The organism is Shimazuella sp. NTD247 (assembly GCF_059510415.1).
Genome location: NZ_JCAJZU010000004.1, coordinates 339712 through 365496 on the forward strand (window position 1 = coordinate 339712; position 25785 = coordinate 365496).

The 25785-nt window shown below is 38.2% G+C and carries 29 protein-coding genes and 9 tRNA genes; 25 read left to right on the forward strand and 13 right to left on the reverse strand.

Annotation, left to right across the window (positions count from 1 at the left end; all coding sequences use genetic code 11):
• Positions 1-10: 10 nt before the first annotated feature.
• Positions 11-166, reverse strand: coding sequence for a hypothetical protein (locus AC5WOC_RS12500; RefSeq protein ID WP_496055745.1), 156 nt, complete (start codon positions 164-166; stop codon positions 11-13).
• Between the two features lies 1 nt (position 167).
• A complete protein-coding gene (locus AC5WOC_RS12505) occupies positions 168-539 on the reverse strand; it encodes a hypothetical protein (RefSeq protein WP_496055746.1) in 372 nt (123 codons plus the stop codon).
• 176 nt (positions 540-715) lie between these two features.
• Between AC5WOC_RS12505 and AC5WOC_RS12510 the strand changes: the two genes are divergently transcribed.
• Entirely contained in the window at positions 716-1903 is a 1188-nt protein-coding gene (locus AC5WOC_RS12510) for a helix-turn-helix domain-containing protein (RefSeq protein ID WP_496055747.1), read from the forward strand.
• A 481-nt stretch (positions 1904-2384) separates the two neighbouring features.
• Here the strand turns inward: AC5WOC_RS12510 and AC5WOC_RS12515 are convergent, their stop codons facing one another.
• Positions 2385-2750 (reverse strand): VOC family protein, encoded by a 366-nt coding sequence (locus AC5WOC_RS12515; protein ID WP_496055748.1) that lies wholly within the window; start codon positions 2748-2750, stop codon positions 2385-2387.
• Between the two features lie 235 nt (positions 2751-2985).
• On the opposite strand from AC5WOC_RS12515, the gene AC5WOC_RS12520 reads away from it, so the two are divergent.
• Both AC5WOC_RS12520 and AC5WOC_RS12525 read left to right on the forward strand, forming a co-directional pair.
• Entirely contained in the window at positions 2986-3369 is a 384-nt protein-coding gene (locus AC5WOC_RS12520; RefSeq protein WP_496055749.1) for a hypothetical protein, read from the forward strand.
• A gap of 221 nt (positions 3370-3590) precedes the next feature.
• Complete coding sequence (locus AC5WOC_RS12525) at positions 3591-4172, forward strand: hypothetical protein (RefSeq protein WP_496055750.1); 582 nt, start codon at positions 3591-3593, stop codon at positions 4170-4172.
• 186 nt (positions 4173-4358) lie between these two features.
• Here AC5WOC_RS12525 and AC5WOC_RS12530 read toward each other — a convergent pair whose 3' ends face one another.
• The 3 genes from AC5WOC_RS12530 to AC5WOC_RS12540 are packed head-to-tail and all read right to left on the reverse strand — an operon-like array spanning position 4359 to position 6001.
• Positions 4359-4706, reverse strand: coding sequence for a YrdB family protein (locus AC5WOC_RS12530; protein WP_496055751.1), 348 nt, complete (start codon positions 4704-4706; stop codon positions 4359-4361).
• The gene (locus AC5WOC_RS12535; RefSeq protein ID WP_496055752.1) at positions 4703-5284 is read right to left on the reverse strand and encodes a TetR/AcrR family transcriptional regulator; all 582 of its coding nucleotides are present in this window, start codon (positions 5282-5284) and stop codon (positions 4703-4705) included. The genes AC5WOC_RS12530 and AC5WOC_RS12535 overlap by 4 nt, the downstream gene beginning before the upstream one ends.
• A complete protein-coding gene (locus tag AC5WOC_RS12540) occupies positions 5285-6001 on the reverse strand; it encodes an MBL fold metallo-hydrolase (RefSeq protein ID WP_496055753.1) in 717 nt (238 codons plus the stop codon).
• Between the two features lie 198 nt (positions 6002-6199).
• Between AC5WOC_RS12540 and AC5WOC_RS12545 the strand changes: the two genes are divergently transcribed.
• The 9 genes from AC5WOC_RS12545 to AC5WOC_RS12585 all read left to right on the forward strand — a co-directional run bounded on the left by AC5WOC_RS12545 (position 6200) and on the right by AC5WOC_RS12585 (position 15011).
• Positions 6200-6649: an RrF2 family transcriptional regulator gene (locus tag AC5WOC_RS12545; RefSeq protein ID WP_496055754.1), complete on the forward strand. Its 450-nt coding sequence runs from the start codon at positions 6200-6202 to the stop codon at positions 6647-6649.
• Between the two features lie 257 nt (positions 6650-6906).
• Positions 6907-8085, forward strand: coding sequence for an MFS transporter (locus AC5WOC_RS12550; RefSeq protein ID WP_496055755.1), 1179 nt, complete (start codon positions 6907-6909; stop codon positions 8083-8085).
• A gap of 88 nt (positions 8086-8173) precedes the next feature.
• Positions 8174-8881 carry an SDR family oxidoreductase gene (locus AC5WOC_RS12555; protein WP_496055756.1) on the forward strand — a complete coding sequence of 236 codons (708 nt, stop codon included), beginning with the start codon at positions 8174-8176 and terminating at the stop codon, positions 8879-8881.
• 280 nt (positions 8882-9161) lie between these two features.
• A complete protein-coding gene (locus tag AC5WOC_RS12560) occupies positions 9162-10103 on the forward strand; it encodes a ribose-phosphate diphosphokinase (RefSeq protein ID WP_496055757.1) in 942 nt (313 codons plus the stop codon).
• Positions 10104-10222: 119 nt separating this feature from the next.
• Positions 10223-11914, forward strand: coding sequence for a tetratricopeptide repeat protein (locus AC5WOC_RS12565; RefSeq protein WP_496055758.1), 1692 nt, complete (start codon positions 10223-10225; stop codon positions 11912-11914).
• Between the two features lie 12 nt (positions 11915-11926).
• Positions 11927-12241: a thioredoxin family protein gene (locus AC5WOC_RS12570; protein WP_496055759.1), complete on the forward strand. Its 315-nt coding sequence runs from the start codon at positions 11927-11929 to the stop codon at positions 12239-12241.
• A gap of 88 nt (positions 12242-12329) precedes the next feature.
• On the forward strand, positions 12330-12749 hold the full coding sequence (locus AC5WOC_RS12575) for a hypothetical protein (protein WP_496055760.1): 420 nt from the start codon (positions 12330-12332) through the stop codon (positions 12747-12749).
• Between the two features lie 302 nt (positions 12750-13051).
• Positions 13052-13501 carry a hypothetical protein gene (locus AC5WOC_RS12580; RefSeq protein WP_496055761.1) on the forward strand — a complete coding sequence of 150 codons (450 nt, stop codon included), beginning with the start codon at positions 13052-13054 and terminating at the stop codon, positions 13499-13501.
• A 280-nt stretch (positions 13502-13781) separates the two neighbouring features.
• The gene (locus AC5WOC_RS12585; RefSeq protein WP_496055762.1) at positions 13782-15011 is read left to right on the forward strand and encodes an MFS transporter; all 1230 of its coding nucleotides are present in this window, start codon (positions 13782-13784) and stop codon (positions 15009-15011) included.
• Positions 15012-15202: 191 nt separating this feature from the next.
• On the opposite strand, the gene AC5WOC_RS12590 is transcribed toward AC5WOC_RS12585, so the two are convergent.
• The 5 genes from AC5WOC_RS12590 to AC5WOC_RS12610 form a co-directional block, all read right to left on the reverse strand.
• Entirely contained in the window at positions 15203-15679 is a 477-nt protein-coding gene (locus AC5WOC_RS12590; protein WP_496055763.1) for a CcdC protein domain-containing protein, read from the reverse strand.
• Positions 15680-15888: 209 nt separating this feature from the next.
• Entirely contained in the window at positions 15889-17502 is a 1614-nt protein-coding gene (locus AC5WOC_RS12595) for a DHA2 family efflux MFS transporter permease subunit (RefSeq protein ID WP_496055764.1), read from the reverse strand.
• Between the two features lie 15 nt (positions 17503-17517).
• Complete coding sequence (locus tag AC5WOC_RS12600; protein ID WP_496055765.1) at positions 17518-18150, reverse strand: transporter; 633 nt, start codon at positions 18148-18150, stop codon at positions 17518-17520.
• A 14-nt stretch (positions 18151-18164) separates the two neighbouring features.
• Positions 18165-18791 (reverse strand): HlyD family secretion protein, encoded by a 627-nt coding sequence (locus AC5WOC_RS12605; protein ID WP_496055766.1) that lies wholly within the window; start codon positions 18789-18791, stop codon positions 18165-18167.
• Between the two features lie 4 nt (positions 18792-18795).
• On the reverse strand, positions 18796-19227 hold the full coding sequence (locus AC5WOC_RS12610) for a MarR family winged helix-turn-helix transcriptional regulator (RefSeq protein ID WP_496055767.1): 432 nt from the start codon (positions 19225-19227) through the stop codon (positions 18796-18798).
• Positions 19228-20024: 797 nt separating this feature from the next.
• Between AC5WOC_RS12610 and AC5WOC_RS12615 the strand changes: the two genes are divergently transcribed.
• The 9 genes from AC5WOC_RS12615 (at position 20025) to AC5WOC_RS12655 (ending at position 20828) form a co-directional block, all read left to right on the forward strand.
• Positions 20025-20099: transfer RNA gene (locus AC5WOC_RS12615), tRNA-Asn, on the forward strand.
• 1 nt (position 20100) lies between these two features.
• A tRNA-Thr gene (locus AC5WOC_RS12620) sits at positions 20101-20176 on the forward strand.
• Between the two features lie 18 nt (positions 20177-20194).
• Positions 20195-20271: transfer RNA gene (locus tag AC5WOC_RS12625), tRNA-Glu, on the forward strand.
• A gap of 11 nt (positions 20272-20282) precedes the next feature.
• Positions 20283-20358 (forward strand) — tRNA-Val (locus tag AC5WOC_RS12630).
• A 5-nt stretch (positions 20359-20363) separates the two neighbouring features.
• Positions 20364-20448, forward strand: a tRNA-Tyr gene (locus tag AC5WOC_RS12635).
• A gap of 23 nt (positions 20449-20471) precedes the next feature.
• Positions 20472-20546, forward strand: a tRNA-Gln gene (locus AC5WOC_RS12640).
• Positions 20547-20565: 19 nt separating this feature from the next.
• Positions 20566-20641 (forward strand) — tRNA-Lys (locus AC5WOC_RS12645).
• A gap of 35 nt (positions 20642-20676) precedes the next feature.
• Positions 20677-20751, forward strand: a tRNA-Gly gene (locus AC5WOC_RS12650).
• A 3-nt stretch (positions 20752-20754) separates the two neighbouring features.
• Positions 20755-20828, forward strand: a tRNA-Gly gene (locus AC5WOC_RS12655).
• A gap of 125 nt (positions 20829-20953) precedes the next feature.
• Here the strand turns inward: AC5WOC_RS12655 and AC5WOC_RS12660 are convergent.
• Together AC5WOC_RS12660 and AC5WOC_RS12665 are read right to left on the reverse strand one after the other, a co-directional pair.
• A complete protein-coding gene (locus AC5WOC_RS12660) occupies positions 20954-21241 on the reverse strand; it encodes a hypothetical protein (protein ID WP_496055768.1) in 288 nt (95 codons plus the stop codon).
• Positions 21242-21265: 24 nt separating this feature from the next.
• Positions 21266-21565: a hypothetical protein gene (locus AC5WOC_RS12665; RefSeq protein WP_496055769.1), complete on the reverse strand. Its 300-nt coding sequence runs from the start codon at positions 21563-21565 to the stop codon at positions 21266-21268.
• Positions 21566-21735: 170 nt separating this feature from the next.
• Here AC5WOC_RS12665 and rocF point away from each other — a divergent pair, with 170 nt between their 5' ends.
• From rocF to AC5WOC_RS12685, 4 genes are all read left to right on the forward strand, one after another.
• A complete protein-coding gene (rocF, locus tag AC5WOC_RS12670; protein ID WP_496055770.1) occupies positions 21736-22638 on the forward strand; it encodes an arginase in 903 nt (300 codons plus the stop codon).
• A 264-nt stretch (positions 22639-22902) separates the two neighbouring features.
• A complete protein-coding gene (locus AC5WOC_RS12675) occupies positions 22903-23541 on the forward strand; it encodes a hypothetical protein (protein WP_496055771.1) in 639 nt (212 codons plus the stop codon).
• A 439-nt stretch (positions 23542-23980) separates the two neighbouring features.
• The gene (gene cdaA / locus AC5WOC_RS12680) at positions 23981-24784 is read left to right on the forward strand and encodes a diadenylate cyclase CdaA (RefSeq protein WP_496055772.1); all 804 of its coding nucleotides are present in this window, start codon (positions 23981-23983) and stop codon (positions 24782-24784) included.
• The gene (locus tag AC5WOC_RS12685) at positions 24777-25781 is read left to right on the forward strand and encodes a CdaR family protein (protein ID WP_496055773.1); all 1005 of its coding nucleotides are present in this window, start codon (positions 24777-24779) and stop codon (positions 25779-25781) included. The genes cdaA and AC5WOC_RS12685 overlap by 8 nt, the downstream gene beginning before the upstream one ends.
• The last annotated feature ends 4 nt before the right edge of the window (positions 25782-25785 follow it).

Below are 25785 nucleotides of genomic sequence, written 5' to 3' on the forward strand. Positions count from 1 at the left end.
ATTGAATAATTCATTTTTCAGGTGAAGCAAATATATCATAACTAGTGCCAGTTACTTGGATAATGTCTTTGTTTAACTCTGTTTTCTCTGCGTGTAAGAGTTCAATGGTTAATGCTCCTTGATCCGTTTGTAGTGTCACAAAGGTGATTTCTGCTGTTTCTAGCAATTTACTCCGCCCCTTCCTTGTCTTTTAGGAGATCAATCATGTATTGTTCCATCTGCTGGATCTTTGCTAATTCTAACTGAGCGATTTCCTCGATCATCAGTGCATGCAGCTGGCGGACATCCTGCATTTCACCCGTTCGGATAAACTCACAAAGCAAGTGGATGTCTTTTGGTGTTAGCTTGGGGAGTTGTTTGCTTTGTATAGATAGAGGTTCGCCTTCTTGTTGCAGTTGATGAATTGCTGTGATCAATTCCAAACGAGTGGAGGACAATCGAAACTGATTGATTTGTTCAATATAACTTTCTTGTTCGCAATAGTAGACAAAATATTTAGCCAATTCTTTGCCCAAATATTTGATCTGTGTAAGTTTCAAGAAACATCTCCTCTTTCTATGCTCTTTGAGACTATTGTAAGGGAGTATCAATCGTTTTTCTAATCCGATATTTATGTTATTTCTACAGTTGACTTTGCCTTTTTCAGAATATAAAATCAATAAAATGGAAAAATAAACCGTTGATTTGGCCATCTCTACGGCAGGAGGAACAGACCTTGATTGATTTGGTGCGATTAGGCGGCGTATTACGCGCAGAGCGAAGAAAATTAGGCAAAAGTATTGAAGCGATGTCAGACGAAATTGCTTTAGGGTCGACAACGATCAGCTCGATCGAGCGCGGCTTGCCGACGGTGAGTCTGGAAAAATATCAATATTATGCAGAGAAGTTGGACAAAGGTATCTTGTTTGGCATGGCAAATGAAGCGGACAAAAAAATTATTGCTTTACGAGAAAAACTGCAAGATATTGAGGAAATCGTCTTGGCAAATCCCCAGAAAGCATTTGCTGATTTGAAAGCATTAAATGAGCAGGAGCAAGTGGAAAGCATTCCGATACTGCAACCGATGGTTTACTTTTTAAAGGGGAAGTACTATATCACACAAAAAAATTGGGAATTGGCAGAGGATACTTTTTCACTAGCTATTCAAATAGCGGAAAATCAACCAGAATTCGCTGAAAGTAACATAATCACAGGTTGTTATCTGGATATGGGTATTGTTTTTTATCAACAGGATAAATTTCAGCAGGCTCTTTTATGTGCTGACAAAGCCAAAGAGAGCTATGTATCTAATGGCGATCGGAGTTTTTATTATGCAATATTGCTTCTAAATAAATGTATTTATTTGCACCGTTTAAACTTATTTGAGAAATCGCTGCTCTGTATCGAAGAATTAGAAAAATACTTACAAAACACATTAGCTCTTGATCGAGAATTTCGTATCTCAGTAATTATTCAACTATATATTATGTATTCCGATGTATTAAATAATTTGAAAATGAATGAACGGGCATTAGAGTATGCAAAAAAGGGTATTCGAATAGCATTAGCCAATCGTAGTTATGATAATTTGTTTAGACTTTGGGCACAAACAAGTGTTATATATGAGAGCTTAGGTGATTTGCACGATGCAGAGCGATATTATTGTAAAGCTATGGATTTAGAACCAAGTTTACAAAATAATGAGCATCTCTTTCCATATGCATTTGTTCATTTTGCAAAATTATTGATCAAAAAACAGGATTGGCAGAGTTCGAAAAAACTAATAAAACAATCTATCCAAATATGTAAAAGAAATAATTTTCACTTCCTTCTCACCAAATCTTTATTGGTTTATGGAAATTGGTATCTTGAACAGAATTACTACGAAAAGGCAATTACTATTACAATGAGGCAGAGGAAATAGCATTAGAGTATGGATTTGATGAGTTGATGAGTAAATGTGTATCTAATCTATGTGTGTGTTATGATTCTTTAAAGGATGAGGATAATTTTTTTCAATATGCTACTAAGCTGTATCATATAAATAAAGATCTATCATTTTAAAGGAGGGAAGCTGGATGTTGTTATATACAAGCGGAGCGGCTGATCCAGAACCAACTTAATGATAATAAATCTCCGACTTTTGGAGGATGTTTGGATACATTTAGTTAGAAATCTATAACTAAGTCTACTCAAGCAAAAATAACTTTAGATAATCGCTGCGAAGATATGATGGCTGAAGCTTTCTTTGTGCTCTTTCCAACAGACGCGAAAGTCAACATATCGAGCGGATTGAAAATAAATAGTTGGTAAATTCCAGTTATCAAAAGGTTAATGTGGATTGGTAACAAGTTGTTACGAGAAAGTATTTTTTTATTAAACATCTAAATAACACTGTAGTAAGGCTATCTTTTTATATGTTCTACATATTCTACTACTAGACCATCTGGATGTTTCGCAAGCATATTCCACCCAGTAGGAACTTGTTTTGGTTTGTCTAATATTGTTCCGCCATGTTGTAATACTATCTGTTCGGTTTCTTGGATGGAATCAACAAGCATGGTAACTGTGGTATTTTCGAAAGGATGTCTTGCTTCACGATCTCCTGCTATGATCAAGATTTTGCCTACTTGTGCTAATTCCAAATTCATTTCATCATAATGAAAGCGGAGACTGCACTTTTCTTGATAAAGTGTTTCATAAAATTGAATCGTTTTCTCTAATTCATCAAGTTCAACAAATACACGACTTATTGTATTCAATATCGTCATTTTGCACCTCGTACTATTATTTCGCTTCTCTAATTATTCAATATAGCAAAAGAAACCAGTCATAAACAAGCTGATATCTCTGAAGACAAGGTGACATGCCCTAATTAATAGATGTCTAGAAAGACGATTATGTTAGAGAAAGTGCTTTATATTAAATAATAAATCTCTTACTTTATTTCATCTATGCTACAATATTGATAAATCAAAATGTTTCACGTTCTATGGAAGGTAGTTTATGCCCGGCTTCGTGTTGATCGTGGAGAAGTCCTGCAAGCCCGAGATGGTGCTGACCAAGAAGGGCAAGCTGAGGCGAATGGTGGTCCAGACCTGGGACCTCCAGTACTCCCCGGAGCTGCTGGAGATGGAGCAGCTGGTAGAGCAGTACGACGTGCCCAGCTGGTTCAAGTACTTCGTCCGTGTGAGCCCGCTGGACCAGATGAAGCTGCGTGAGACGGTGATCATCAGCACCGTGCCCGGTGACATGTCCGAGGTGGAGGAGATCCGCTGCAAGTTGGAAGCCCGGTTCATGAGGGTCTTCCGCCTCTGCAAGGACTGGGCAGAGCTCCACGACAAGAAGGAGCTGGCCGACAAGCTGGGCAGCTTCCTCAAGCGAACGTGACACTACCCGTGCAGAAGAATCGTCAAAGACTCTTCTCGCACGGGGTCATTTTTTTATGATTACGAAAAAGATAGACGAAATCAAATGACATACATAATAACCAAGCAGTCAGTGGGGCATTTGTAGATAGGGAAATCGATATTCAAGAGAGTAATAAAAATAGAAAAGATAAAATGCTATAATAAAACGGCAAGACACCATCATCTGAAACGGAGAAATCAGTGTTTTACGCGAATGCAGTGAAAGACCCAATGGGCTGCTCGGATTGGATCAATCTTGGCGAAGCGGTTGAAGCTTATCGCTGTGCGGAGAGGTATAGTCGGTTTCGATCTTTCGATCACGACAAGACAGCAGCTAAAGTGATTCAGGCTGTCCGCAGAAGTCGGATTACAAATGGTGAGTCTGTGTCGTTGACTGAATTCACTGAACTATTCCGCTCCTTCCATGACAAGATTTATCCAGAGGATCCCTTTCGTGCTCCGTCGCTGTTGTGGTTCCCTCTAACGGAGGGTTACGATTACGGCGGCGATTTGCCGGAAATGGAGCAAGAAACAAAGTGGGATGACACCTTCCACTTGTGGTTCGATGTGACCAAGTTCGAAAGCGGGAAGGCATTTTGGTACTATCAGTACTCAGAGGACGTTTTGCTCGTGTTTATGCGAGTCAAAAACGGCTTCCAGAAGTACACTTTCCCAGACTTCACTATTGGTCACTACCAAGCCCATCGGAGGCGTTGGGATGGATTCTGGAAGATTCAGTCGATTTTCCATCGTCATCATCCACAGTATCTCCGCAATTATTAATGTTTCGGACATAACTATGATTGCTTTTGTCTCAACGGAATAGCATCATAGTTAACAATAGGGAAGTGAGACTTATGGTCATTCCCCATTGCTCGCAGTTTCATGATGGTATTGTCCCTCATTTATTGGATTGTCTTAATCTAAATGATATGAGGGACTCGTATTTTAGTTGAATAATTGGTTTATTTATAAACCATATTGTTTCCATAAAAATGTCAATAGTAAACTGGCATATGTCACAATCAGATACCCAGTCGCCATTCCGGTTTTCCCTGTATAATACAATACATAGGCAGCAAGCAAAAATACTGCAAACTTTACGACATATGCGAGTACTGGATCAAATGGATAACTCGCTTTTGGTGCTAAAAACATTCCCCAAAAAATCGCGAATAGGACTGGACTGCTGATAGCGAGTGTTATTTTGACGGTGAGATTATCTCCTATTTTCCATCCCCAATAACCTAAAATAAGCAATGCAGCTATTTCGATCAAAAAGATCAATAATAGATTTGCATTTTTGATTACCATCATGATGATGTCTCCTCTTGTTGCGTTTGTGCCAATCCGTGACATAAGAGTTGTACGGTATAGAGTAAGCTGTCCTCTACTTTTAAATTTAATTGAAAACCGCCTGATTGTTGTATGGAAGCAAATCCATGTACAATGCTTCTGAGGCCTCTGACTACATGCAGAGCGTTTTGCTCATCTAAATGAAACTTTGCTAGTAGTTGAACTAAGATATCAATCATATTTTCACTCACTGTTTTAACGATTTCATCATCTACTTTCATCGGTTGGATTGTTGCTTCATATAATCCGGGATTTTCGGTGGCGAAAGTTAAGTATTGTTTGGAGAAAGTGAGCAACGCTTCTTCTCCTGATTTGCCGACAACGGCGCGAAGCAGTGCTTCTTCCAGCTTCTGCATTCCTTTTCGAGCGATGGCAGCATGAATATCGGTAAGGTTGCGATAGTGATTATAAAGAGATGGGGGTTTTACGCCTAAATTTTTGGCCAAAGTGGCAATAGTCACTTGTTCTAAACCTTGTTCATTGGCAATTTGAATTGCAACTTGAACAATTTTTTGTTGATCTAATCCCGCACGCGGCATTTACAACTCTCCTTTCCACTTGGTTTCCGCTCGTTGAATGGCGAAATCTAGGTACTCTATTGGATTTTCTATCATTTTTCCGTGACCTGTAGCCAGTAAAGTTGGATTTGCTTCTCTTATTTTTTTGCTGCTTGCAAGCGATGCTTTTTTGCTCCAGTTTGCAGTTGCAGGAAATGGGAATAAAGGGCGTAAGTCACCAGAAATTGCTATTCCTCCACGTGTTTGCAAAGCATCTCCAACGATAATATGATTATTTCGTTTATCCAATAAACTGATTGATCCGGGTGTATGACCAGGTGTGTGGATAACTTGCAGGGAACCGATCAGTTCTCCTTCTTCAAGCAAATGATCAGGTATCGTCTTAACGGATGCAGGGACTGCCCCACGGACAGGTACATCATCTTCACCTACTACAGGGCTGCGATCCCCACGTAGTAATTTTGCATCTCTCGTAGAAATAAAGACTCGTGCTTCTGGTAAGTATTCTTTTAACTTGTCCAAAGCACCAATATGATCGCTATGTGCATGTGTGATAACGATTCGGGAAATTGGCTTTCCTATTTTTTTTGCCGTTTGTAGTATTGCTTTCTGACTATACGGCAATGCACAATCAATCAAGGTTAATTCGGTTTCATCCTCCACAATATAACAGTTGACAGGGAAAACATTTGGCAAAAAGCTTAATTGGTGAGTTGTATCTATTTTTGTCCATCTCATTTTCATTCGCTCCTCGTGATCAAAACTAATTATATTAGTTTTGTAAATGGGTTAAATTTATTATTTTATTAGATGCATACCCTTCAGCCATTCGGAAGAGTATTAGCACCGTATTTCTTCATACTTCGCAAAAAATAGAATGTAAACTTGACAATCGGTTTAAATGAAACTAATATGGTTACATTAGGAGGTGACAAGATGAGTTCCAGTAGTCGATATACGATTGCTTTACATGTGTTATCTCGAATGGCAGTAGCAATGAAAAAGCATAATGATTTCATCACTTCAGAAGAAATTGCTAACAGTGTCAACACGAATCCAGTATTTATCCGGCGTATCTTAGGAATGTTAAAAAAAGCAAATTTGGTAATTGTACAAAAAGGCAGAATCGGCTCTGGTTGGAAATTAGCACACTCACCTCTAGAAATTACAATGCTTGATGTTTATGATGCAATAGAAGAAAAACCATTATTTGAAATGCATCATAGCTTTCCTAATCAAAACTGCCAGATAGGAAAAGGAATCCAGCCAACCTTAAAACAATTTTATGGAAATATAGAAATAGCCATGAGGGATCAAATGGAAAATGTCACATTAGAAAATATAATGGAAGAGGCATTATCTTATTCAACAGACAGGACACCTTGATTTTAAGTCAAATGAAAAAGAACTGGATGTATTAAGCAGGCAACCAATTATATCGATTTTTTAATGTATGGTTCATTGAAGTGATAGTTTTCTAACAGCTATTGGACTGAAGATTCGATAGCTATTATTTTACTTTCAATTGTAACTGATTTAGTTACGATTGAATCGGGTTTGTTGCTAAATGATTCAACTCCTTTATGTTATTTGCTGTCGAGTTTTAGAGCCATAATTTTCTTAAAAGATAGGAGGATAAGATTTTGAAACGTATATTACTTGCAATCGCTGTGATTGCAACGAGTGCAAACATGGCTGTGACATTGTTTCCTGTTTACCAAGAGAAATTTCATACGAGCAGCTTTACGATAACGAGTATTTTTGTAGTTTATATATTATTTTTATTGCCTTCATTGTTAGTAGCGGGGCCATTAGGAGATAGGAAGGGATATAAATTTGTTGCTATAGTTGCTATTCTTCTCGATATCTTGGCTATTGCACTATTTGCTGTTGCAACAAGTTTGTGGGAGATCTTTTTAGCGAGGGCATTATCTGGAGTTTCTGTAGGATTATTTTTAGGGACAGGAAATGCTTTTCTATTACACCATACCCCTAGCTCAAAGGCTGCGTTCTCCATAAAACTTTCAGGTATTGCAACGATGGTTGGATTTGGAATGGGGCCCGCTATTAGCGGTTTAATTTTGCAATACAGTTTGTGGAGTCCAGATAGATTAGCTTTTCTGTTGCTTCTATTTGTTTTAATTTTGTCCATCATACTTTTATTTACGATTCAACATGCAGCAAATCACAAGAATGAAAAGATAAAATTTCAAGTTAGACTGGGAATACCGCAGTCCCATCAGAAATTATTTTGGTTCTTTGTAGGTCCTATTGTGTTTGCTTCGTTTGCTCTGAACGGAACAGTATTGGCTATGATGCCTATGTTTGTAAAATCTGTTTTACACTCTTCTAACCATGCAGCTGTTGGTTTGCTACTACTCCTGTTATTTGGCGGAGGAGCAATTCTTCAATTAATTCCAATTTTAAAAGATACAATGCAACGTGCAAGGATAGGTTTTATATTTTTGCTGCTGGGTACATGGTTTGTGATCATGTCCGGATTGAAGGAAAGTATGAGTTTATTATGGATTGGAATGGCGTTTCAAGCATTTGGAACTGGATGGGGATTTCAGGCTTGCTTAAAACTGATTGGTGCAATGGGATCTTCTACTGATCGGGTTCGGGTTTTCTCTACTTTTTATATATTGGCTTATCTAGGAATGTCTTTGCCTACATTGGGTGTGGGATTACTAATGCTCCATTGGACTCTTATTCCTTCGCTTATCGCATTAGGCAGTATCATGACAGTTTTTGGTATAGGAATTGTAGGTATTTCTTTTGCGATGTTTAAAAAGAAAGATTCTTTAGGTTCGATGGAATAATTTTGGCTCCCGGCAAAAGTATAGTGTACTGAACGAAGAAATATTTGGTTTAAAATTCACAGTTGATACAAAGGAGAGACGTAAAACAATGAATAAAAAAGTAGCATTAATTACTGGTGCAAACAGAGGGTTAGGCTTAGAAATTGCAAGACAGCTTGCTCTAAAAGGTATCATTGTGCTTCTAGCATCAAGGAATCTTAAAAATGCAATGGAAGCAGCTAAAATGTTACAGAGAGAAAAGTTGGATGCTCATGGTGTGGAATTAGATGTTACCAATAGCGATCATATTGCTACTATTGCAAAATGGATAAAAGCAGAATATGGTAAGTTAGATATTTTGATTAATAATGCTGGGGTTTCTTTGGATCGTACAGACAAAAATATAGATATATTACGAAAGACGTTTGAGGTAAATCTTTTTGCGGTTTATGAATTGACAGAAACACTGCTGCCTCTTTTAAAAGCAAGTCCAAATGGAAGGATTGTAAATCAATCAAGTATTTATGGTTCGATTGCATCTGTTTTATCAAAAAGTGAGCGGTTAGGAAATCTTCCGGCATATTCTGCTTCCAAAGCAGCTCTAAATATGTTGACAGTAGGTTGGTCTGTATCGTTAAATGGTACGAACGTGAAAGTAAATGCAGTTCATCCGGGCTGGGTAAGAACAAGTATGGGAGGGCAGCATGCAGATCTAGATGTAAAAGAGGGTGCGGAAACGGCTGTTCGTTTAGCTTTAATTCCAGAAGACGGTCCTACAGGTGGTTTTTATCATAAAGATGAAGTATTACCTTGGTGAGTAACAATGTATAAAAATGCTTGATTCTTCTAATGATCAAGCATTTTTATTTTCATCAGTCACTGGAATAGTTCATTAACTAATATTCCTGCCGGAATCATAATAGATTACCTTTGCATTCCTTTAGTGTAGTTTATTTTTAAACAGAATTGTGATCATTTTATGAAATTGAATCTCTTGGAAAGAATCCATTTTTATACCTGTTGATTGATTTTCATTGTAGTAGAAGGACTGCTATAATAAGAACAAGTAAATAGTAAGCTGATGGAGGGTCAATGTGATGGATAATGTAAAGATTTTTTCAGGTACCTCCAATCTTTCGTTAGCATCGAACATCGCATCTCAATTGAATAAGGAACTTGGCAAAGTTCGGATAAGCCGATTTAAAAGTGGCGAAATCTATGTACATTTTGAGGAAAGTGTTCGAAATCAACATGTTTTTCTGATTCAAACACTTGGACACCCAGTGAATGAAAATTTAATGGAACTATTGATTATGGTCGATGCCGCTAAACGGGCATCTGCTAAAAGCGTCAGTGCAGTAATTCCTTACTTTGCTTACGGGAGACAAGAAAAAAAGGATGCACCAAGAGAACCGATCACAGCAAAAATGATTGTAGATATATTGCGTACTGTTGGTGTTTCTCGCGTAGTCACCCTAGATTTACATGCGCCTGCGATTCAAGGTTTCTTTGATATACCAGTGGACCATTTATCCGCATTGGGCTTAATTAGCGATTATATCATTCAATGCAATATTCCAAATCCAGTCATTGTATCTCCAGATGCTGGACGAGCAAAAATGGCCGAAAAATTAGCTACTTTGCTCGACGCGCCATTTGCTATTATGTTAAAAAAGAGACCACAACACAATGCTGCGAAAATAACCCATATAATCGGGGATGTAAGCGGCCATACTCCAATTATTATTGAAGATATGATTGATACTGGCGGTACTATCATCAGCGTTGTAGAAGGGCTGCAAGAAAAGGGTGCTAACCCTGCCTATATATGTGCAACACACCCATTGTTTTCAGATCATGCGGTCGAACGCTTAAATCACCCTGGTATTAGGGAAGTGGTGGTGACAGATTCGATTGCTTTTGAGAATCCTGAGAATAAAATGAAAGTATTATCTGTTGCACCATTGTTAAGTGATGCAATCAAAATAATTATTTCTGGAGGTTCGATAAGCACCCTATTTCGATCAGACTCCGGTTAAAAGTTAGAAGAGGAGAAAGATTCCCAATTCATGTAAGCGATTTTTTCCAAATGTGTTATACTGGTGAGGTACCAAACCACCAGGCATAATTTGGTATGCTGAATGGTTGGGAGGAAACTATGAAAAAAATATCAGTCCCTAAACATATATCTGACCACAAGGTCATCCCTTTAGAGATGGATGCAAGTACTTTCTTTGACCGCGCCATCAAATCTTTGGAGCGTCATCAATACGATAAAGCTTTAAAATACTTTCGGCTCGTGGTAGAAAAGGAACCAGATAACCCTGCGAATTATTGTAATGTCGCAGGTGTACTCGCAGAGCTGGGAAAGTATCAAGAAGCAAATGACATTTTGAAGGTAGTACTCCAAGATGTCGATCCGGAGATGGCAGAATGCTATTATTATATGGCAAATAACGCGATCAATATGGAAGCGTTTGAACTAGCTGAAGATTACTTAATTGAATACTTGCATCATGATCCGGAAGGCGAATATTCTGAAGAGGCAGAAGAAATGTTGTACATGGTAGCGTATGAAATGGGACGTTTGCCTAAGCAACTTATTGCTCCGCTGCCTGGATTTCGCGAAAAACACGAAGAAGCTGAGTGGCATTTGGAGGAAGGGCGCTTCTTGCAAGCAACTGAATTGTTAGAAGAGCTGGCGAAGGAAAATCCAGATTACCTCCCAACCTATCACAATCTTGGTCTAGCATACTTTTATACGGGTCAACTTGATAAGGCTCGTGAAATTGTTACTTCTATTTTAGAAGCAGATCCAAATAATTTACATGCATTATGCAACTTAGCAATCCTCAGTCAACATGAAGGCAACAGTGAGATGACAAAGGGTATAATGGACATGCTTAAAAATCTTGTTCCAGTCCAGCCTGCTGCCGTATACAAATTAGCAGTAACGATGGGAATGCTAAGTGAACATCAAGTGGCATATGAATTATTTAGTTGGCTCATAAAAATAGACGAGCAGCCAGAGGCAAGTCTTTATCATCATGCAGCGACATCAGCAGTTCATGTTGGTAAACTTTCTGTTGCACACCGGTATTGGAGAAGAGCGGCATGGCTGGATCCTCGTTCGGAAATTCCGAAGTTTTATTTAGAGCAGATGGAAAAATGGATGTTAGAGCCTAATTCTATTCCTAATCTTACATGCTATCATTATCATCTTCCTTTTGAAGAATATATGTTAAAAATAAATCAAGGCGAAACGATTGAAAAAGTCGCGCTGGAATATGAGAAAAATTCTCTGCTTCACACGTCTTTGACATGGGCATTGACACACGGGGATCGACAAACCAAAATGCAAGTTCTTACATTTATGCGGTGGATTAAGCATGAAGAAGCTGAGGCACTCTTGCGCAATTTTTTGCGTAAGCCCGCAGAAGATGATGAGTTGAAGCAAATCGCTTTTTTTGCTCTTCGTCATATGGATGCCCAGCCGCCCTATGAGGTATTATATAATGGAGAGATGCTTGCACTGGAGGACTCTTCCAACACCCAAGAACGAAAATGGCAGCAAGTACTTGCCTGTTTATTGCAAAATATGGATACTTACGAAAGTGCACAGCTTCAAGATGCCAAGATGTTGTGGGATTTTCTTCGTCAGTTCTCCGAAATTATGATACGAAAAGTAGAAGGTATGGCAGCTGCAATCGAATATGTTGTCGCAAAATACTATGACTTATCGTTATCACAAGCACAAGTAGCAGAAAAGTACAAAGTTGCTTCTTCTACAGTAGCAAGAAATGCAAAACTCATTTTGCCGCTTTTACACCACTATTTCAAACAGATCTAGGAGGAAATAGCAATGGAAATGCTCAATGAAAAATCATTTGCCACCTTTACCAGCTCAGGAAGAAAAGTGGTGGAGTTTAGTGCAGATTGGTGTGGTGATTGCAAAAGAATCGCACCAGATATGCCAGAGATCACCCAAACATTTTCCGATGAATTCCAGTTTGCTGAGATCGATGTTGACGCAGAGCAGACAGTTGCAGAGCAATACAATGTAAAAGGGATTCCTACTTTTATTGTTTTTGAAGAAGGAAAAGAAGTAGGCAGACTGCCAAGCAGATACGCGAAAACAAAAGAACAAGTAGTGGAATTTCTCGATTCCATGAAATAAAGCAAAAATCCACTTTTAGGGTGGATTTTTTGATGGGATAACATATAATTGAATTGGTAGGAAGACCTTCTCTTAGATGGGAATAGAAATGACAGATGTGAAACAGCTGATTGATCTCATGCGCCGCAGGCAGGATCTTGAAAAGAAATATCGCAAGTGGCGTGCTTTGAATGTTATTCAAGAGGGCTCTAAAATCAGTGCAGAAATCGAAGCTGCAGGTGTGCAGAATGAAAAGAAACAAGATGACTTGCACAGGCAAATTGACATTCATCGAAACAAAGCCTCACGCTTGCCCCGAAAAGAGCAAAATGAATACAATAAGAAGTACATTGATCCACTTTTCAGGGAACTTTATAAGTTGAGTGATGATTTCGCAGATTCCACACTCGGTATGATTAATCAGCAAAACGAAAAGAGTAAACAATATTTGGAAGAGGGAAGGCGTCTTCGTACCGAAATCGAGAACGTAAATAAAAAGATTCGCTCGCTTCTTGGTATTCGTGGTTAAGTGAGCTGTTTGCCGAGGTAATACACATTGCCTCGGCACCACCCATTGTAAATATATTCCATATGGGAAATAAATAGTTTTGAGGTAGCAGTTGATTCTAAAACAAAATGCTGTCTCAATGATAAGCAAAAAATCCATCTTAGGAGGTGGATTTTTTATTCAATATAGTAAATTGAAAATTAGATTTTTTCCAGATTATATTTTTTGCCAATTATTAAAATTTAGTTCAGAAATAGAAGCTATTCCTACTGTTTTTTATGATAGTATGAAGTTCATATTTGTATAGTAAAAGGCGGGATTAGATGAAAAAACTTTGGATTCCTTTTGTTGCAGGATTTTTGGCATTTGCGTTTATTTTTACAGTTCAGTCAAACTCTTATGCAGCTGTTGGTAACTCTTCTGTTTCAACTTATATCAAAGGGGCTCGTAATAACCACTGGACACCCAAAATAGCTGCGAATTCTAATCATACGCTTTATGTTATAGTCGATAATAACAACAAGTTTGATATTCGTTATTACCTGATGGATGTAAAGACAAAGAAAAAAATATCAGCAACAGATGGCGTTTCTACACATGGGTTAACCAGTAAAGGTCAAAAAAGACATATCTTCAAAGGATTATCAGGTAGGTATCAGCTTAGGCTGTATTGTTCTGATGATTATGGCTGGGATGATAACTCCAAGAAATGCAATGCAAAAGCAACGGTTTATAATTTTAAGCCAAAAGGCTTTAAACCTACTTCCCATTAAGAAGTTAATACCATTTCTGTAACTGGTTTATGGGTAAATGCCAAGTTAGGACATGGTGTGGGGAATTTTCTAGGAATGAGTTTGATTTCATATGAACTCATTCCTTTTCGTTTGCTGTTTGTGAAATTATGTTTGTAAGTGATCTGATTGTTGACATTTCAGGGTGTTATGTGTTTTGATTTTTTTGAATACTAGGAATTATTGCTTAGAAGATGGAGGCTTATTGGAATCGGGATAGAGTACTTCAGCAAAATTGTAGTCACTAGCGAGAAGAGGAGTAATGAAAAGAGAGAAAATTCTGCTTCTTCGAACAGCCCCAGAGTCATGGCGGAGTCGTAACCTAGCATGGTGCAATCACCAAAATAGGATGACTCTGTCTGCTTTTGTTCTTTTTACTGCTGGAAATGCTTATATTAACAACTCGCTCACGAGGTTGTTGATGGAGAAGGGTATAGCAAAGGATGCATCAGCTTTTTACTTCATTACAGGTATCATCGCTTTGTGTACCCTCTTTTACACAGGAAAATTGGTTGATTGGTGGAACCCTCGGAAACTAGTAATTCGCTTTTTGCCTATCTGGTGTTTCATTCCATTCTGCTATGTGTTGGCAAATCAGTTGTGGGTACTTATTGGTGTACGTCTGATTCATGAATTTGTTATGGTAAGTATCACAAACAGCTTGTATGTTCAATTTATGGAATCAGTAGCTAAAGATCAAAGCAAACAAGCAAATAGCTTTTCTCTCGCGAGTGAGTATATTGTCATTTCCTTGGGGATCCCACTAGGAGCTTGGTTGCTATATAAAGAGTTTCTCGTAGGATGGGGAAGCATCCCACTAACATGTGGATTGGTAATTTTACTTATTGTTTCTAGGCAACCAGATATGCCTATTCACCTAGAAAAAGAGGAGGAGAATGATCGGAACACCATCAAACAAGATCGATGGGCAAAAATAAAAGAATCGTTCCGATCTATTAACTGGCAACTCCTTTTGATAAACATTTCTCTAATGGGAATTCCACTCACCAATGCTATGTATAGTCGCTATTTGCCCTTGTATATTCCAGGAATGTGGTCAGCTTGGCTATTTACGATTCAAACGATTACTTCCGCTTTCTCTGGGTGGTTGGTGATCAAGATCACCAAGCGTTGGACCAAGTTCCAAGTGGTACAGATGGTACATGGGATTCATATTCTCAGTCTTCTCGTCACATTGAGTTTTTACCATGTAGTTCCCATTATGATCGCTTCTATGGTACTGCATGGTTGGTCTACATCTGCATTTTTGCTTGGTTTTATGCAGGATCAGTATGATCAGGCGGCGCAGAAGGATAAGGGAAAACAAAGTGCCCTCAACAACCTTCCGGCAAAACTTTCTACACCGATTGGTCACTGGGGATCTGGTTCAATCGTAGTCCATCTGGGATATGGTGGAGTTTGGTGGATGCTCCTTCCTTTCCATTTCTTTGGATTGCTTGCTAAAGTTCGTTTTATGTTCAAGTCGAAGTAAATAAACCTTCATTCCAATCCGTTTGCAGGCAGCAGACGGATTGAATCTTTTACTGAAATAAAACTGCTGACGTTATGATCAGCAGCTTTTCTTTATCAAGTCAGGTTTCAATAAGTTGCTTTTTTTCTTAAGGATTTAAAACGAGACGAATTTTTGGTTATTGTTCTTTAATAAAAATCTCCACCTGTTTTTTAAGATACTAATAACGTTTGTTTGACTTTGCGAAATTTCATATAGGATGTGATTCGCCAAGGGATTACGTATCCAAAACCAATCGCTAAAAATATTAACATTTCTGTTTGAACACCGAAAGTCGCTAGGTAATTACGTAACAAGAATCGAACGGCGATGATGGCTACGATAGAAACAATAAATGTTTTGCTGCGCACAGCATAGATCTTATTGTCATCACGAACTTCATAATTTGTTGCGTAAATCAATGGAATAGATAATAAGATACCAAAGGCAATCCCAGCTAGTTCATACCAAATGTTGATGTCGCCTTTTATTTGAGAGATACCAAAGGCACTTCCTATTAAAAGAAATGGTATTGGAAGCAATAAGCGCATCCCATTTCCTTTTAAAGGTTTGTACATGCGTTTTCTTTTCATCCAGAGGGCAAAACCGATAATAACGATAACAAGTCCATAAATTCCATATTGTATCATTTTGCATTTCTCCGTTTCATTTTTTATTGTCCTGTTTCTTAACTTTATAAGTGTATTATAACACCTAGTACACCTAATACAAGTAGTTTTTTAAATTGTAATAGTACTAAATATTCCATCAATTATTTCGCCGAATCAACGTACCTTTAACCGTTGCAAACGAAAACGAAAAAAGCTGCTGATTCAGAAGAGATTCAGCAGCTTTTTCCTTAGGTTGTTACAGGCTCTAGTTTTTTGTTTTCTTTTGATTCGATTTGTGGCTTTGGACTTGCTTGCACTTTCGTCTGTTTTCTTTTACGTACATCTGTCAAAAAGAAACTCAGTATAAATGCGATAACAGTGATTCCTGTAGTCCAATAAAAAGCATCTTGAATACCTGACATCGAACTCTGTAATGCAATTTTTCCATATAAAGAACTGGCAATGGTGGACTGAGCTTGATCGATAGAGATACCAAGTTGTTGTGATAAATGAATTGCTTGATCCATGAACGATTGTTGAAACTGTGGGTCCATGGTATTAGCTGAGTTACGTAATAACCCCAAATGGAAGGTAGTGCGATTGGTAAAAATCGTAGTGATCAAGCTGATACCTACAGATCCAGCAATTTGCCTTGTAGTATTGGATAAAGCTGTACCATGTGCATTTTTTTCTCTTGGAAGTTCATTGATTCCCGCAGTTTGAATGGGCATCATGAGTAGTCCCATGCCAACCATCCGTACCATGTAGAGAATAACAATAAATGAATAACTTGTTGCCAGTGTTAGGTTAGTAAATTCATATGTTGTCAGTAAGGTGATGAGCATCCCAACGACTGCCAATGGCCTTGGACCGATTTTATCGAATAAGATACCTGAGATTGGGGACAGAGCTCCCATCAAAATCGCCCCAGGAAGCATTAACAAACCAGATTCTAATGGGGTAAATCCTCGTAAGTTTTGCAAATAAATTGGTACAAGGAACATACCTCCATACATCCCAATTGTTGTTATCATGTTAATTACGCTAGAAAGCGTAAAAACAGGATATTTGAGAATCCGAAAGTCGAGCATTGGTCTTTGAGACTTCAATTGTTGAAGTACAAAAAGCGCGATAAAGATAAACCCGCCAATCAAAGTAATCAGCACAATTGGATCATCCCAACCTTTGCTTCCAGCTTCACTCAATCCATAAAGAAATGCACCAAAGCCAACAGTAGAAAGTACTGTTCCCATATAATCAAGTTTTAATGATCGATTCGTTCCTCCCAGGTCTTTAAGAAGAAATACAGATACAATTAAAATGATCAAGCCGAATGGAGCAATACCATCAAATAGCAGTCTCCAACTATAGTGTTCAAGTACCCATCCAGAAAGCGTAGGTCCAACGGCTGGTGCAAACATGATTCCTAATCCAAAGATCCCCATTCCTTTTCCTCGGCTCTCTGGAGGAAAAATCGATAAAATGATTGTCATACTCAGTGGCATCAAAACTCCAGCTCCAACTGCTTGTAACAGTCTTCCAATAAGTAGGATGGAGAAAGTGGGAGCAACTCCACAGACAATTGAACCACCAGTGAAAAAGATCATAGCTGCAAGAAATAAAGTTCGAACTCCAAACCGCTCGATTAAATAAGCGGATAATGGAATCAAAATTCCATTCACAAGCATATATCCGGTCAGTAACCATTCTGCTGTTGTTGCTGTTACATTGAATTCAGTTATTAGATGTGGAATAGCAACATTTAATAGTGTTTGGTTTAAAACGGATATAAACATTCCAAGCATGATCACTGCCAGCAAAGGAATTTGTGAACGAATAGAAGGATTGGAGCTTTCTGTCATATCAGTTCACATCCCTTAACGATGTATGTTTACGGTAGTATTCATTCCTGGTACTACTTGATCAGAGTAACTTTCTAGTTCGATTTTAACAGGAACATATTCTACTTCTTTGGTATAATCGCCACTTGCATTTTGTGAAGGAAGCAAAGAAAATTCAGAGTTAGTAGCTTTGCCGATTTCTTTCACTTTTCCATCGATGGTGGTGCCTTTATCAACATCAACAATAACATCTACATCTTGACCAACACTTACATTTTTAATTTCTGTTTCTTCAATGTTTGCAATGACATACAACTTGCTTAAATCCACTACTTGAGCTAAGGACTGACCAGGAGCAACCATCGAACCTTTGATTGCTTTGCTTTGTACAATGGTTCCAGCGATAGGAGAAGTAATTGGTGCAGTACTCGTTCCGGTTACTTTACCAATTTCTTGATTTTCAGTGACTTTATCGCCTACTGTAGCAGTCCAGTCTGTCAGTTTTCCAGAAGTTAGAGAAGTAACAGCGACCATATCACCAGTAACTTTTGCATTATCTGTAGAAATATAATCAGTAGAATTGCGATAGTAAGTAATACCAGCAATACCAACTGCGACAACAATTAAGAATACAATGGTATTGATTGCAATTAGTTTTCCAGTTTTCATTTCTTTACCTCACCTTATCTTTCTATTTTCACTTCTGCATGTACGCCAATGGTTAAACGTGATATTGGTAAATCTTTCACAGAAATTTTCACAGGTACGCGTTGAACTTCTTTTTCTGAAGAGGAGCTCTTGGAAGTACTTGTTGTTGTATCAGCGGAATTATAAAAAACACCTGTTGCAGAACCGATTTCTTCTACTTTTCCTTCATACGTTTCATTGGAAAGAGCTTCAATTGTAACTTTAACATCTTTGCCCTGCTTCACTTTTTCAATTTGGTCTTCATCGATATAAGCAAGTACATAAGCATCTGATAGATCAGCTACTTGAGCAAGAGTTTGACCCTGAAAGACATTTTGTTTTTCATAAACACTCGTCTTTACTACTGTACCAGTCGTTTTTGAAGCTAAGGATTTATCTGTTATTTTTCCTATGACATCCCCTTGCTTAACTTGATCTCCTTCTTTAATCGTCCAGTCGGTTAATTTTCCTGTTTGGGCAGCATCAAGCTTGTATAAATCAGCTTGAATTGTTGCGTTATTGGTAGAAACATATGTCTGTTTATCGGACATATATTGATAACCAAATGCCCCAAGTCCAAATACCACGATAAGTACAATGATCGTAGTTAAAAATTGTTTCATATGATTATCCTTCCTTTAATATTTCCACAAGCTTTTGCAGATTTATGGAGAGTGCCGAAAACTCTTCATCGGTCATTTTTTCTAAGTACGTCCGATAATACTCTGCTTGTGTATAAGGAAAATTAGTAAAAATTTCTTTACTCTTTTCACTCAAATCGATCCAGACAATTCGGCGGTCTTCTTGATCCCGCTTCCGAGTTACCATCCCAGCTTTAACCAGTCGATCGATAAGTCCGCTCATAGAACTTGGTTTTGAGTCTATTTCTTTGCTTATTTCAGCTAAAGATAAGGGGCCTTTTTGGTTCAGTACTCTTAACACCTGTCCTTGAGGAATGGTTAGGTTATACTTTTTGAAATGTTCATGCAGAATGTGGAAGGATCTTTTCACACAAAAACGCATGGCATTGACAAATTCCATCACTTCATCATCAGTCAATCGAATATCACCTCACATGAATATTTCACCCCGTTAACCATTTGTATTATATTATTTCGTGTATAGAATAGTCAATAAGGAAAAATAAATATCTGAAATGTTTTTTATAACAGGTAAAAAAGCAACACAAATAGAAGATGGTATCCAGAATAATACTTTTCGGTTTTATTTTTCCCATTTTTATTGGTTCTATCAAAAAGTAAAATTAGATCGTTATCTTTCATAATTTTTTGTTAGTCTTTGTTCGTATACATGGAAAAAAGCTTGATTTTAGGGTTTGATTGTATTTTTGAATTATTAATGATAATGAGGAAGGTAATATATGAGGGAATATAAGCAGATCGAAATGATCTGTATTCTTCTGCAAATGCTTCAACCTTTAGAAGACCAATCTCAGTAGTTAACGAATTTAATGTCACAACCACAACCACAGGGTACTGCTACTGTTGAAATACGAGTGACTGTTAATAGTGCAAGTAATGTCACGTCTCTGTCAGGTTTAAATACAGATATCACTGTATTGAGAATCGGATAATGACTTATATAAAAAGGCGCATATCACGCCTTTTCATATGGATAGAATGAAAAGGAAGAATAGGTTCTGTTTTAGTAGTCTTATTGTTATGTAAAAAAAACATCTGTTTATTTATAAAAAATCATTGCAATGGAATACTACCTGTGGTATATTAAATCTTGTCGCAAAAAGGCAAACACAAGGAAAAATAATGATATAAATATTATGTCAAATCACTTGACAATACATAGATCTTCTTGCTACAATACAGCTTGTCGATTATTCCCAAATAGCTCAACGGCAGAGCAACCGGCTGTTAACCGGTAGGTTGCAGGTTCGAATCCTGCTTTGGGAGCCATGCTCTCTTAGCTCAGTCGGCAGAGCGCTTCCATGGTAAGGAAGAGGTCACCAGTTCGAGCCTGGTAGAGAGCTCCATAAATTCGTATTATGTTTGGCCCGTTGGTGAAGCGGTTCAACACACCAGCCTTTCACGCTGGCATGCAGGGGTTCGAATCCCCTACGGGTCACCACAATTTTATAAGGGCGCTTAGCTCAGCTGGGAGAGCACATGCCTTACAAGCATGGGGTCGGCGGTTCGATCCCGTCAGCGCCCACCATTTACGGAGGGATACCAAAGTGGCCAACTGGGGCGGACTGTAAATCCGCTGTCTTCGACTTCGTAGGTTCGAATCCTACTCCCTCCACCACTTTTTTTAATTTTATATATTTTTGGGGAGTAGCCAAGTGGTAAGGCATCGGTTTTTGGTATCGTGTACCGAAGGTTCGAATCCTTCCTCCCCAGCCATTTTGATTTACATCTTTGAGAGCCATTAGCTCAGTTGGTAGAGCATCTGACTTTTAATCAGAGGGTCGAAGGTTCGAGTCCTTCATGGCTCACCATTTATGATCCTTGATCATAGAATAATATAATAAATGCGGAAGTGGCTCAGTGGTAGAGCATCGCCTTGCCAAGGCGAGGGTCGCGGGTTCGAATCCCGTCTTCCGCTCCATATGCGGGTGTAGTTCAATGGTAGAACATCGGCCTTCCAAGCCGAATGTGAGGGTTCGATTCCCTTCACCCGCTCCAACTGTTTATTTGGAAGGAGATACTTGATGGTATCTCTTTTCCTTATAAGATGCATCGGCTTAGGATTTTAAAATCCTAAGCCGATTTTTTGATTCATCAACTAATTTTTACTATCTTTTTAATGGTTATGAATCATAAATCACTTCTGCTACATGAATGATTTCATTTTCAAACAGGATGATATATGCTGGATTTTCCTCTTCGCTGTCTAGAATTAGATTTAGTATAATCATTGCGTTTCTTGAGAATGATGTCTTCTCTCTACATGAGATATCGTTGGATGTCACATAGATCGGACGATGATGAACAAGCGTATATTCTTTCCTGTGGAATGTAACACAACTGCTTTTAGGATTTATTTGCAGCTGTCGATTGATTATTTCTATGATGGCTTGATCATCAGGATATTTCATTTTTTATCTCATTCTCTTTGTGGGTTAATATATATATACGACAGAGAATGTATGAAATTTTCCATCATGGAGCACAATGACGGTGTCTGTTTCTGAGCCGGCTTTTCTTACTGTATTAATTGCAAGTTTTGCGATAGGTATATTCTCTTTGCATTCGACACGGTCAATATATACTCTCAATTTTTGGTGATGATGAATGATACTATGATTACTTCCTTTAAAAGAGAACATCCTCGCTTTTGGATTTTTACGAAGCGTTTTTTTTAGAATAAGATAACAGGCCGCCATTTCCTGTTCACTAGACTCAGGCGCCGTTTCCTCCATAATGATTCGAGTATCCTTGTTAGTTCTTTTTATATTATAATTTAGAATCTTCGGTGAGGCTATAAGTATTTATACATTCATTGGTATAAATATTAAAATTTTACAAATAATAATAAAAAATGCTACAATGCGCTTATGGATAACAAAAGTATGGAAAGAAGGAACGATAAATGAACAGATTTCCGATAAGCGTGATAGGTATGCCAATGGACCTCGGCCAAGGCAGACGTGGCGTAGATATGGGACCCAGTGCTATCCGTTATGCTAGGCTTCAATCGACTTTAACTTCACTTGGATTTGAAGTGGAAGATTTGGGTGACATTAAAGTACCTAGTCCGGAATCGATTGATATTGGAGATAATCATTTAAAATTTTTAAATACAGTTTGTGAAGTTAATGAAGAACTTGCCAAAGTAGTATCTAGTACAATCGAAAGAAAGCGTTTTCCACTTGTACTTGGCGGGGATCACAGTATGGCGATAGGTACAGTTGCCGGAGTCGCCAAACATTATGAAAATTTAGGGCTAATCTGGTATGACGCACATGGAGACCTCAATACTGGAGAAACTTCTCCATCAGGCAATATCCATGGGATGTCGCTGGCTGCAAGTCTTGGTTCAGGACATCCATCATTAGTAAACATTGGTGGATTTGCTCCAAAAGTGAAGCCAGAGCATGTGGTATTAATTGGTGTTCGCGAACTGGATAAAGGTGAACAAGAAATTGCCCGGGAAATGGGACTAAAAGTATTTACTATGCATGAGGTAGACCGTCTTGGCTTAGCGAGAGTGATGGAAGAGGCTCTTGCAATTGTAGGTAACGGTACGGATGGTGTGCATTTGAGTTTGGATTTAGATGGACTAGATCCCAAAGATGCACCTGGTGTTGGTACTCCAGTTCCTGGTGGAATCACTTATCGTGAGAGTCATCTTGCTCTTGAAATGATGTCGGAATCCAATTTGATTACTTCTGCTGAATTTGTGGAAGTGAATCCAATTTTAGATAGAGAAAATATTACGGCAAAAGTAGCAGTAGCATTAATTAGTTCCTTATTTGGAAAAACGATATTATGATAAAATCCCACGGCTATAGCTGTGGAGTTTTTAGGTAATCAGCGGTACTCCAAAGGATTTTACCAAATTCAAATCGTGAGCTCCACGGCAATTATTATTTTACTTTTATGCAAAATGTTTTTGGCTGCATTACCATCTCGATCATAGGGTTCATTGGCATTGAGGGTATTTCCATACTCGCTTTTTTCTTACAAATGCAAACGATAGGTTTTCTCTTGTTCGTGGTATAATTAATTTAAATCAACAGAAGCCTTTGGAGGATTCATGGGCAAGAAAAGGCGAAATACTGCTCAGTACAGTCCGATTGGTACTGTCATTGATCTCGAAACTACCTTCCATGTTTTTTTCGATGAAATGTTGGAGAGGATTCTGAATCAGGCATTCGAAGAGCAGTACCCTTATTTGTCATCAGAACATCGTCATTGGCTGACGTATGATCTGATGGAGAAATTTGGCGATTCCATTTGGATAGGAGAACATCTGAAGACAACGTTCCTGCAGAATTGCAAAGAACAATGTCAAACGGATCACCCAAGTGCTGAAACGATTGTACAGTTTCTTCAGGAAGAGACTATATGGACAGAGGTGTGTGAGCACCTGCTGAAAAATATCGATCATTTCAGTAAGCTATGGATTCTTAAGTCGATCTATGAAAAAATGAAGGAATTGATCGATGAAGGGAAATTCTTTGGAGTGCCCCGTGATAATCTGCCGAGTGAGCATAACCTAAAGGGGCAATTGAATGAGATGTTTTCTCAATTGAAGAGGCTCGTAGGAAAAAAATCTGGCAGTGTACCAGTGATCCCGATTGGCTTGATCCCTTTGTGGAAAAGCTATGGAGCCATGGATTCGATTAATAGTGCTTCAGTTCAGCCACCAGTGACTAAAGTCACTGGTGGCTGAACTGTTTTTTTAATAGTTCTGTAAGATGTGGAACTTTCATTTCATCTAGCTTGTTGTAGAAAGAAATGATTTGATCAAATCAAATTAATCAATTGAAAGTAAAACATTCTTGAGATATATCAAGGTAAGATGACGGTAAAAAGAGAATCATTTATAATGTATGTAATGTTCGATTGGATTGAAGAGGAATTTCGTCTCTGTAAGCGGAAATGAAGAAGCTTTGAATCGAGCGCTGGATGAGTACTTTTTTCTCCTGCTTTGATGAGATTGCGGTCTGTTGTTGAACAGCATTTTAAGGAGTTGGAAAAAATTTTTCTCCAGAGACAACGGTTTCTTCTAGATCTCCTCGGCCACCAGTGAAACATAGCTGGTGGTCGATCTGCTTTTATTTCGAAAAATAGTGCATACTAAAAGTACACTACTTTCTCGGAGGCTCCCTATGTTATCCAGTGAAGTAAAAGATTATTTTAGTGATTTAGTAGACATTCTGATTGTCAGTTTTATCTTTTACCAATTGTTATTGCTTCTTAAAGGGACAAGAGCTGTTCAATTATTAAAAGGCATTACAGTTGTAGTCTTGCTTTGGGTTATCAGTCGTTATTTTGAACTAAAAACAGTTACTTGGCTTATTGAAAATTTATTTTCTGTTGGAGTGATTGCCATTATTATCATCTTCCAACCGGAATTCCGTCGCGCTCTTGAACAGATTGGTCGAGGAGGATTTTTTAGTCGTTATCGCGTGATCCGGGACGAAGAAGTAAATAAGATAGTGGGTGAATTATCCAAGGCGGTTCAATCGCTATCAGCTAATAGGATAGGTGCATTAATTGTCATAGAACAAAAGACAGGTCTGTATGATTATATTCGTACAGGTGTTACGCTGCATGCAGATGTAAGCTCTGAGTTGATCCGTACTGTATTTTCGACCAATACTCCATTACATGACGGGGCAATTATTATTCAAGAATCAAAAATTACTGCTGCAGGTTGTTTTTTGCCTCTCAGTGAAAGTAATACCATTTCTAAATCTTTAGGGACGCGTCATCGTGCAGGTCTGGGTATGTCGGAAATGTCAGATGCACTTATTATTATTGTGTCTGAGGAGACAAGCGCTGTTTCCATTGCGCATAATGGTGTACTGAAAAGAAATCTTTCCAGTGAAGATTTTGTCTCTTATCTATATCAACGATTGAAACAAAAGCATACAAAGATGAAAGGCGAAGGGAGTCGTACTCATGGATAACTGGTTTTCCAAAGATTGGGTGCTTCGTGCGATTTCTCTCATACTTGCTTTTGTTTTATGGCTGATGGTTTCGCAGCCAACCTATCCATTTTCTGTAAACCGTTCATCCACTACAGTTAGAGATATAGAAGTAGAATATCGAATGAATACAAATAAATACCAACTGCTTAGTACCACACAAAAAGTGGATCTCACATTTATTGGTGATAAAAATACAATTAGCCGTTTACCAGCATATCGTGTATTTGTAGACGTAAGGTATTTAACAGCAGGAAAACATTCTGATATACCAGTACGGGTAGAGGGATTGCCAGCAAATGTGCAAGTAAGAGCGAATCCGGCTAACATTTCTGTTAATATCGCGGAAAAAACAACGAAGACAATGCCAGTGGCAATTGTGACAAGAGGAGCCGCTGCATCAGGATATCGGTTATTACCAATCACATACATACCAGCTAATGTACGTGTGTCAGGAATTAAACAAGAAGTGGAAAAGGTATCGAGTGTTACAGCTATAGTCAACGTGAATAACTTAAAAAAGACTACTGATCGTACGGTTTCATTAGTGATTCATAGCAAATCAAAAAGTAAACCGAATGTAAAAGTCACACCTGCAAAAGCAAATGTTACCATTCCAGTGGAACAAATACCGATCACAGTCGAACCAAGTGTACCAAAACCGACTGTTTCGTATCGTGATATTCCGTTAAGTGTAACAGTGAGCAAGCCTCCCCCAGAGGGATATGAAGTAAAATCAATTACAACAAATCCTACCAAAATAAGAGTATATGGACCGATTGAAAAATTGAAAACGTTGAATACGTATCCAGCTGGATCAGTGGATTTATCAAATGTGACTTCGGATACTACTTTTTCACAAACGGTCAAAGTTGTTGCACCTGCTGAAAAAGTAGCACCCACCCAAGTAGAAATTTATGTTAAAATGATTCGGACGTCTGCTACAGGGAATATGGATGAGAAAAATACAATGGAATAATCGG

Bases quoted from the DNA above. Each gene is read 5' to 3' on its own strand.
- AC5WOC_RS12515 (WP_496055748.1), bottom strand. From the start codon at position 2,750: ATGACGATATTGAATACAATAAGTCGTGTATTTGTTGAACTTGATGAA.
- AC5WOC_RS12520 (WP_496055749.1), top strand. From the start codon at position 2,986: ATGCCCGGCTTCGTGTTGATCGTGGAGAAGTCCTGCAAGCCCGAGATG.
- AC5WOC_RS12530 (WP_496055751.1), bottom strand. From the start codon at position 4,706: ATGATGGTAATCAAAAATGCAAATCTATTATTGATCTTTTTGATCGAA.
- AC5WOC_RS12535 (WP_496055752.1), bottom strand. From the start codon at position 5,284: ATGCCGCGTGCGGGATTAGATCAACAAAAAATTGTTCAAGTTGCAATT.
- AC5WOC_RS12540 (WP_496055753.1), bottom strand. From the start codon at position 6,001: ATGAGATGGACAAAAATAGATACAACTCACCAATTAAGCTTTTTGCCA.
- AC5WOC_RS12545 (WP_496055754.1), top strand. From the start codon at position 6,200: ATGAGTTCCAGTAGTCGATATACGATTGCTTTACATGTGTTATCTCGA.
- AC5WOC_RS12555 (WP_496055756.1), top strand. From the start codon at position 8,174: ATGAATAAAAAAGTAGCATTAATTACTGGTGCAAACAGAGGGTTAGGC.
- AC5WOC_RS12560 (WP_496055757.1), top strand. From the start codon at position 9,162: ATGGATAATGTAAAGATTTTTTCAGGTACCTCCAATCTTTCGTTAGCA.
- AC5WOC_RS12565 (WP_496055758.1), top strand. From the start codon at position 10,223: ATGAAAAAAATATCAGTCCCTAAACATATATCTGACCACAAGGTCATC.
- AC5WOC_RS12570 (WP_496055759.1), top strand. From the start codon at position 11,927: ATGGAAATGCTCAATGAAAAATCATTTGCCACCTTTACCAGCTCAGGA.
- AC5WOC_RS12575 (WP_496055760.1), top strand. From the start codon at position 12,330: ATGACAGATGTGAAACAGCTGATTGATCTCATGCGCCGCAGGCAGGAT.
- AC5WOC_RS12580 (WP_496055761.1), top strand. From the start codon at position 13,052: ATGAAAAAACTTTGGATTCCTTTTGTTGCAGGATTTTTGGCATTTGCG.
- AC5WOC_RS12585 (WP_496055762.1), top strand. From the start codon at position 13,782: ATGAAAAGAGAGAAAATTCTGCTTCTTCGAACAGCCCCAGAGTCATGG.
- AC5WOC_RS12590 (WP_496055763.1), bottom strand. From the start codon at position 15,679: ATGATACAATATGGAATTTATGGACTTGTTATCGTTATTATCGGTTTT.
- AC5WOC_RS12595 (WP_496055764.1), bottom strand. From the start codon at position 17,502: ATGACAGAAAGCTCCAATCCTTCTATTCGTTCACAAATTCCTTTGCTG.
- AC5WOC_RS12600 (WP_496055765.1), bottom strand. From the start codon at position 18,150: ATGAAAACTGGAAAACTAATTGCAATCAATACCATTGTATTCTTAATT.
- AC5WOC_RS12605 (WP_496055766.1), bottom strand. From the start codon at position 18,791: ATGAAACAATTTTTAACTACGATCATTGTACTTATCGTGGTATTTGGA.
- AC5WOC_RS12660 (WP_496055768.1), bottom strand. From the start codon at position 21,241: ATGAAATATCCTGATGATCAAGCCATCATAGAAATAATCAATCGACAG.
- AC5WOC_RS12665 (WP_496055769.1), bottom strand. From the start codon at position 21,565: ATGGAGGAAACGGCGCCTGAGTCTAGTGAACAGGAAATGGCGGCCTGT.
- rocF (WP_496055770.1), top strand. From the start codon at position 21,736: ATGAACAGATTTCCGATAAGCGTGATAGGTATGCCAATGGACCTCGGC.
- AC5WOC_RS12675 (WP_496055771.1), top strand. From the start codon at position 22,903: ATGGGCAAGAAAAGGCGAAATACTGCTCAGTACAGTCCGATTGGTACT.
- cdaA (WP_496055772.1), top strand. From the start codon at position 23,981: ATGTTATCCAGTGAAGTAAAAGATTATTTTAGTGATTTAGTAGACATT.
- AC5WOC_RS12685 (WP_496055773.1), top strand. From the start codon at position 24,777: ATGGATAACTGGTTTTCCAAAGATTGGGTGCTTCGTGCGATTTCTCTC.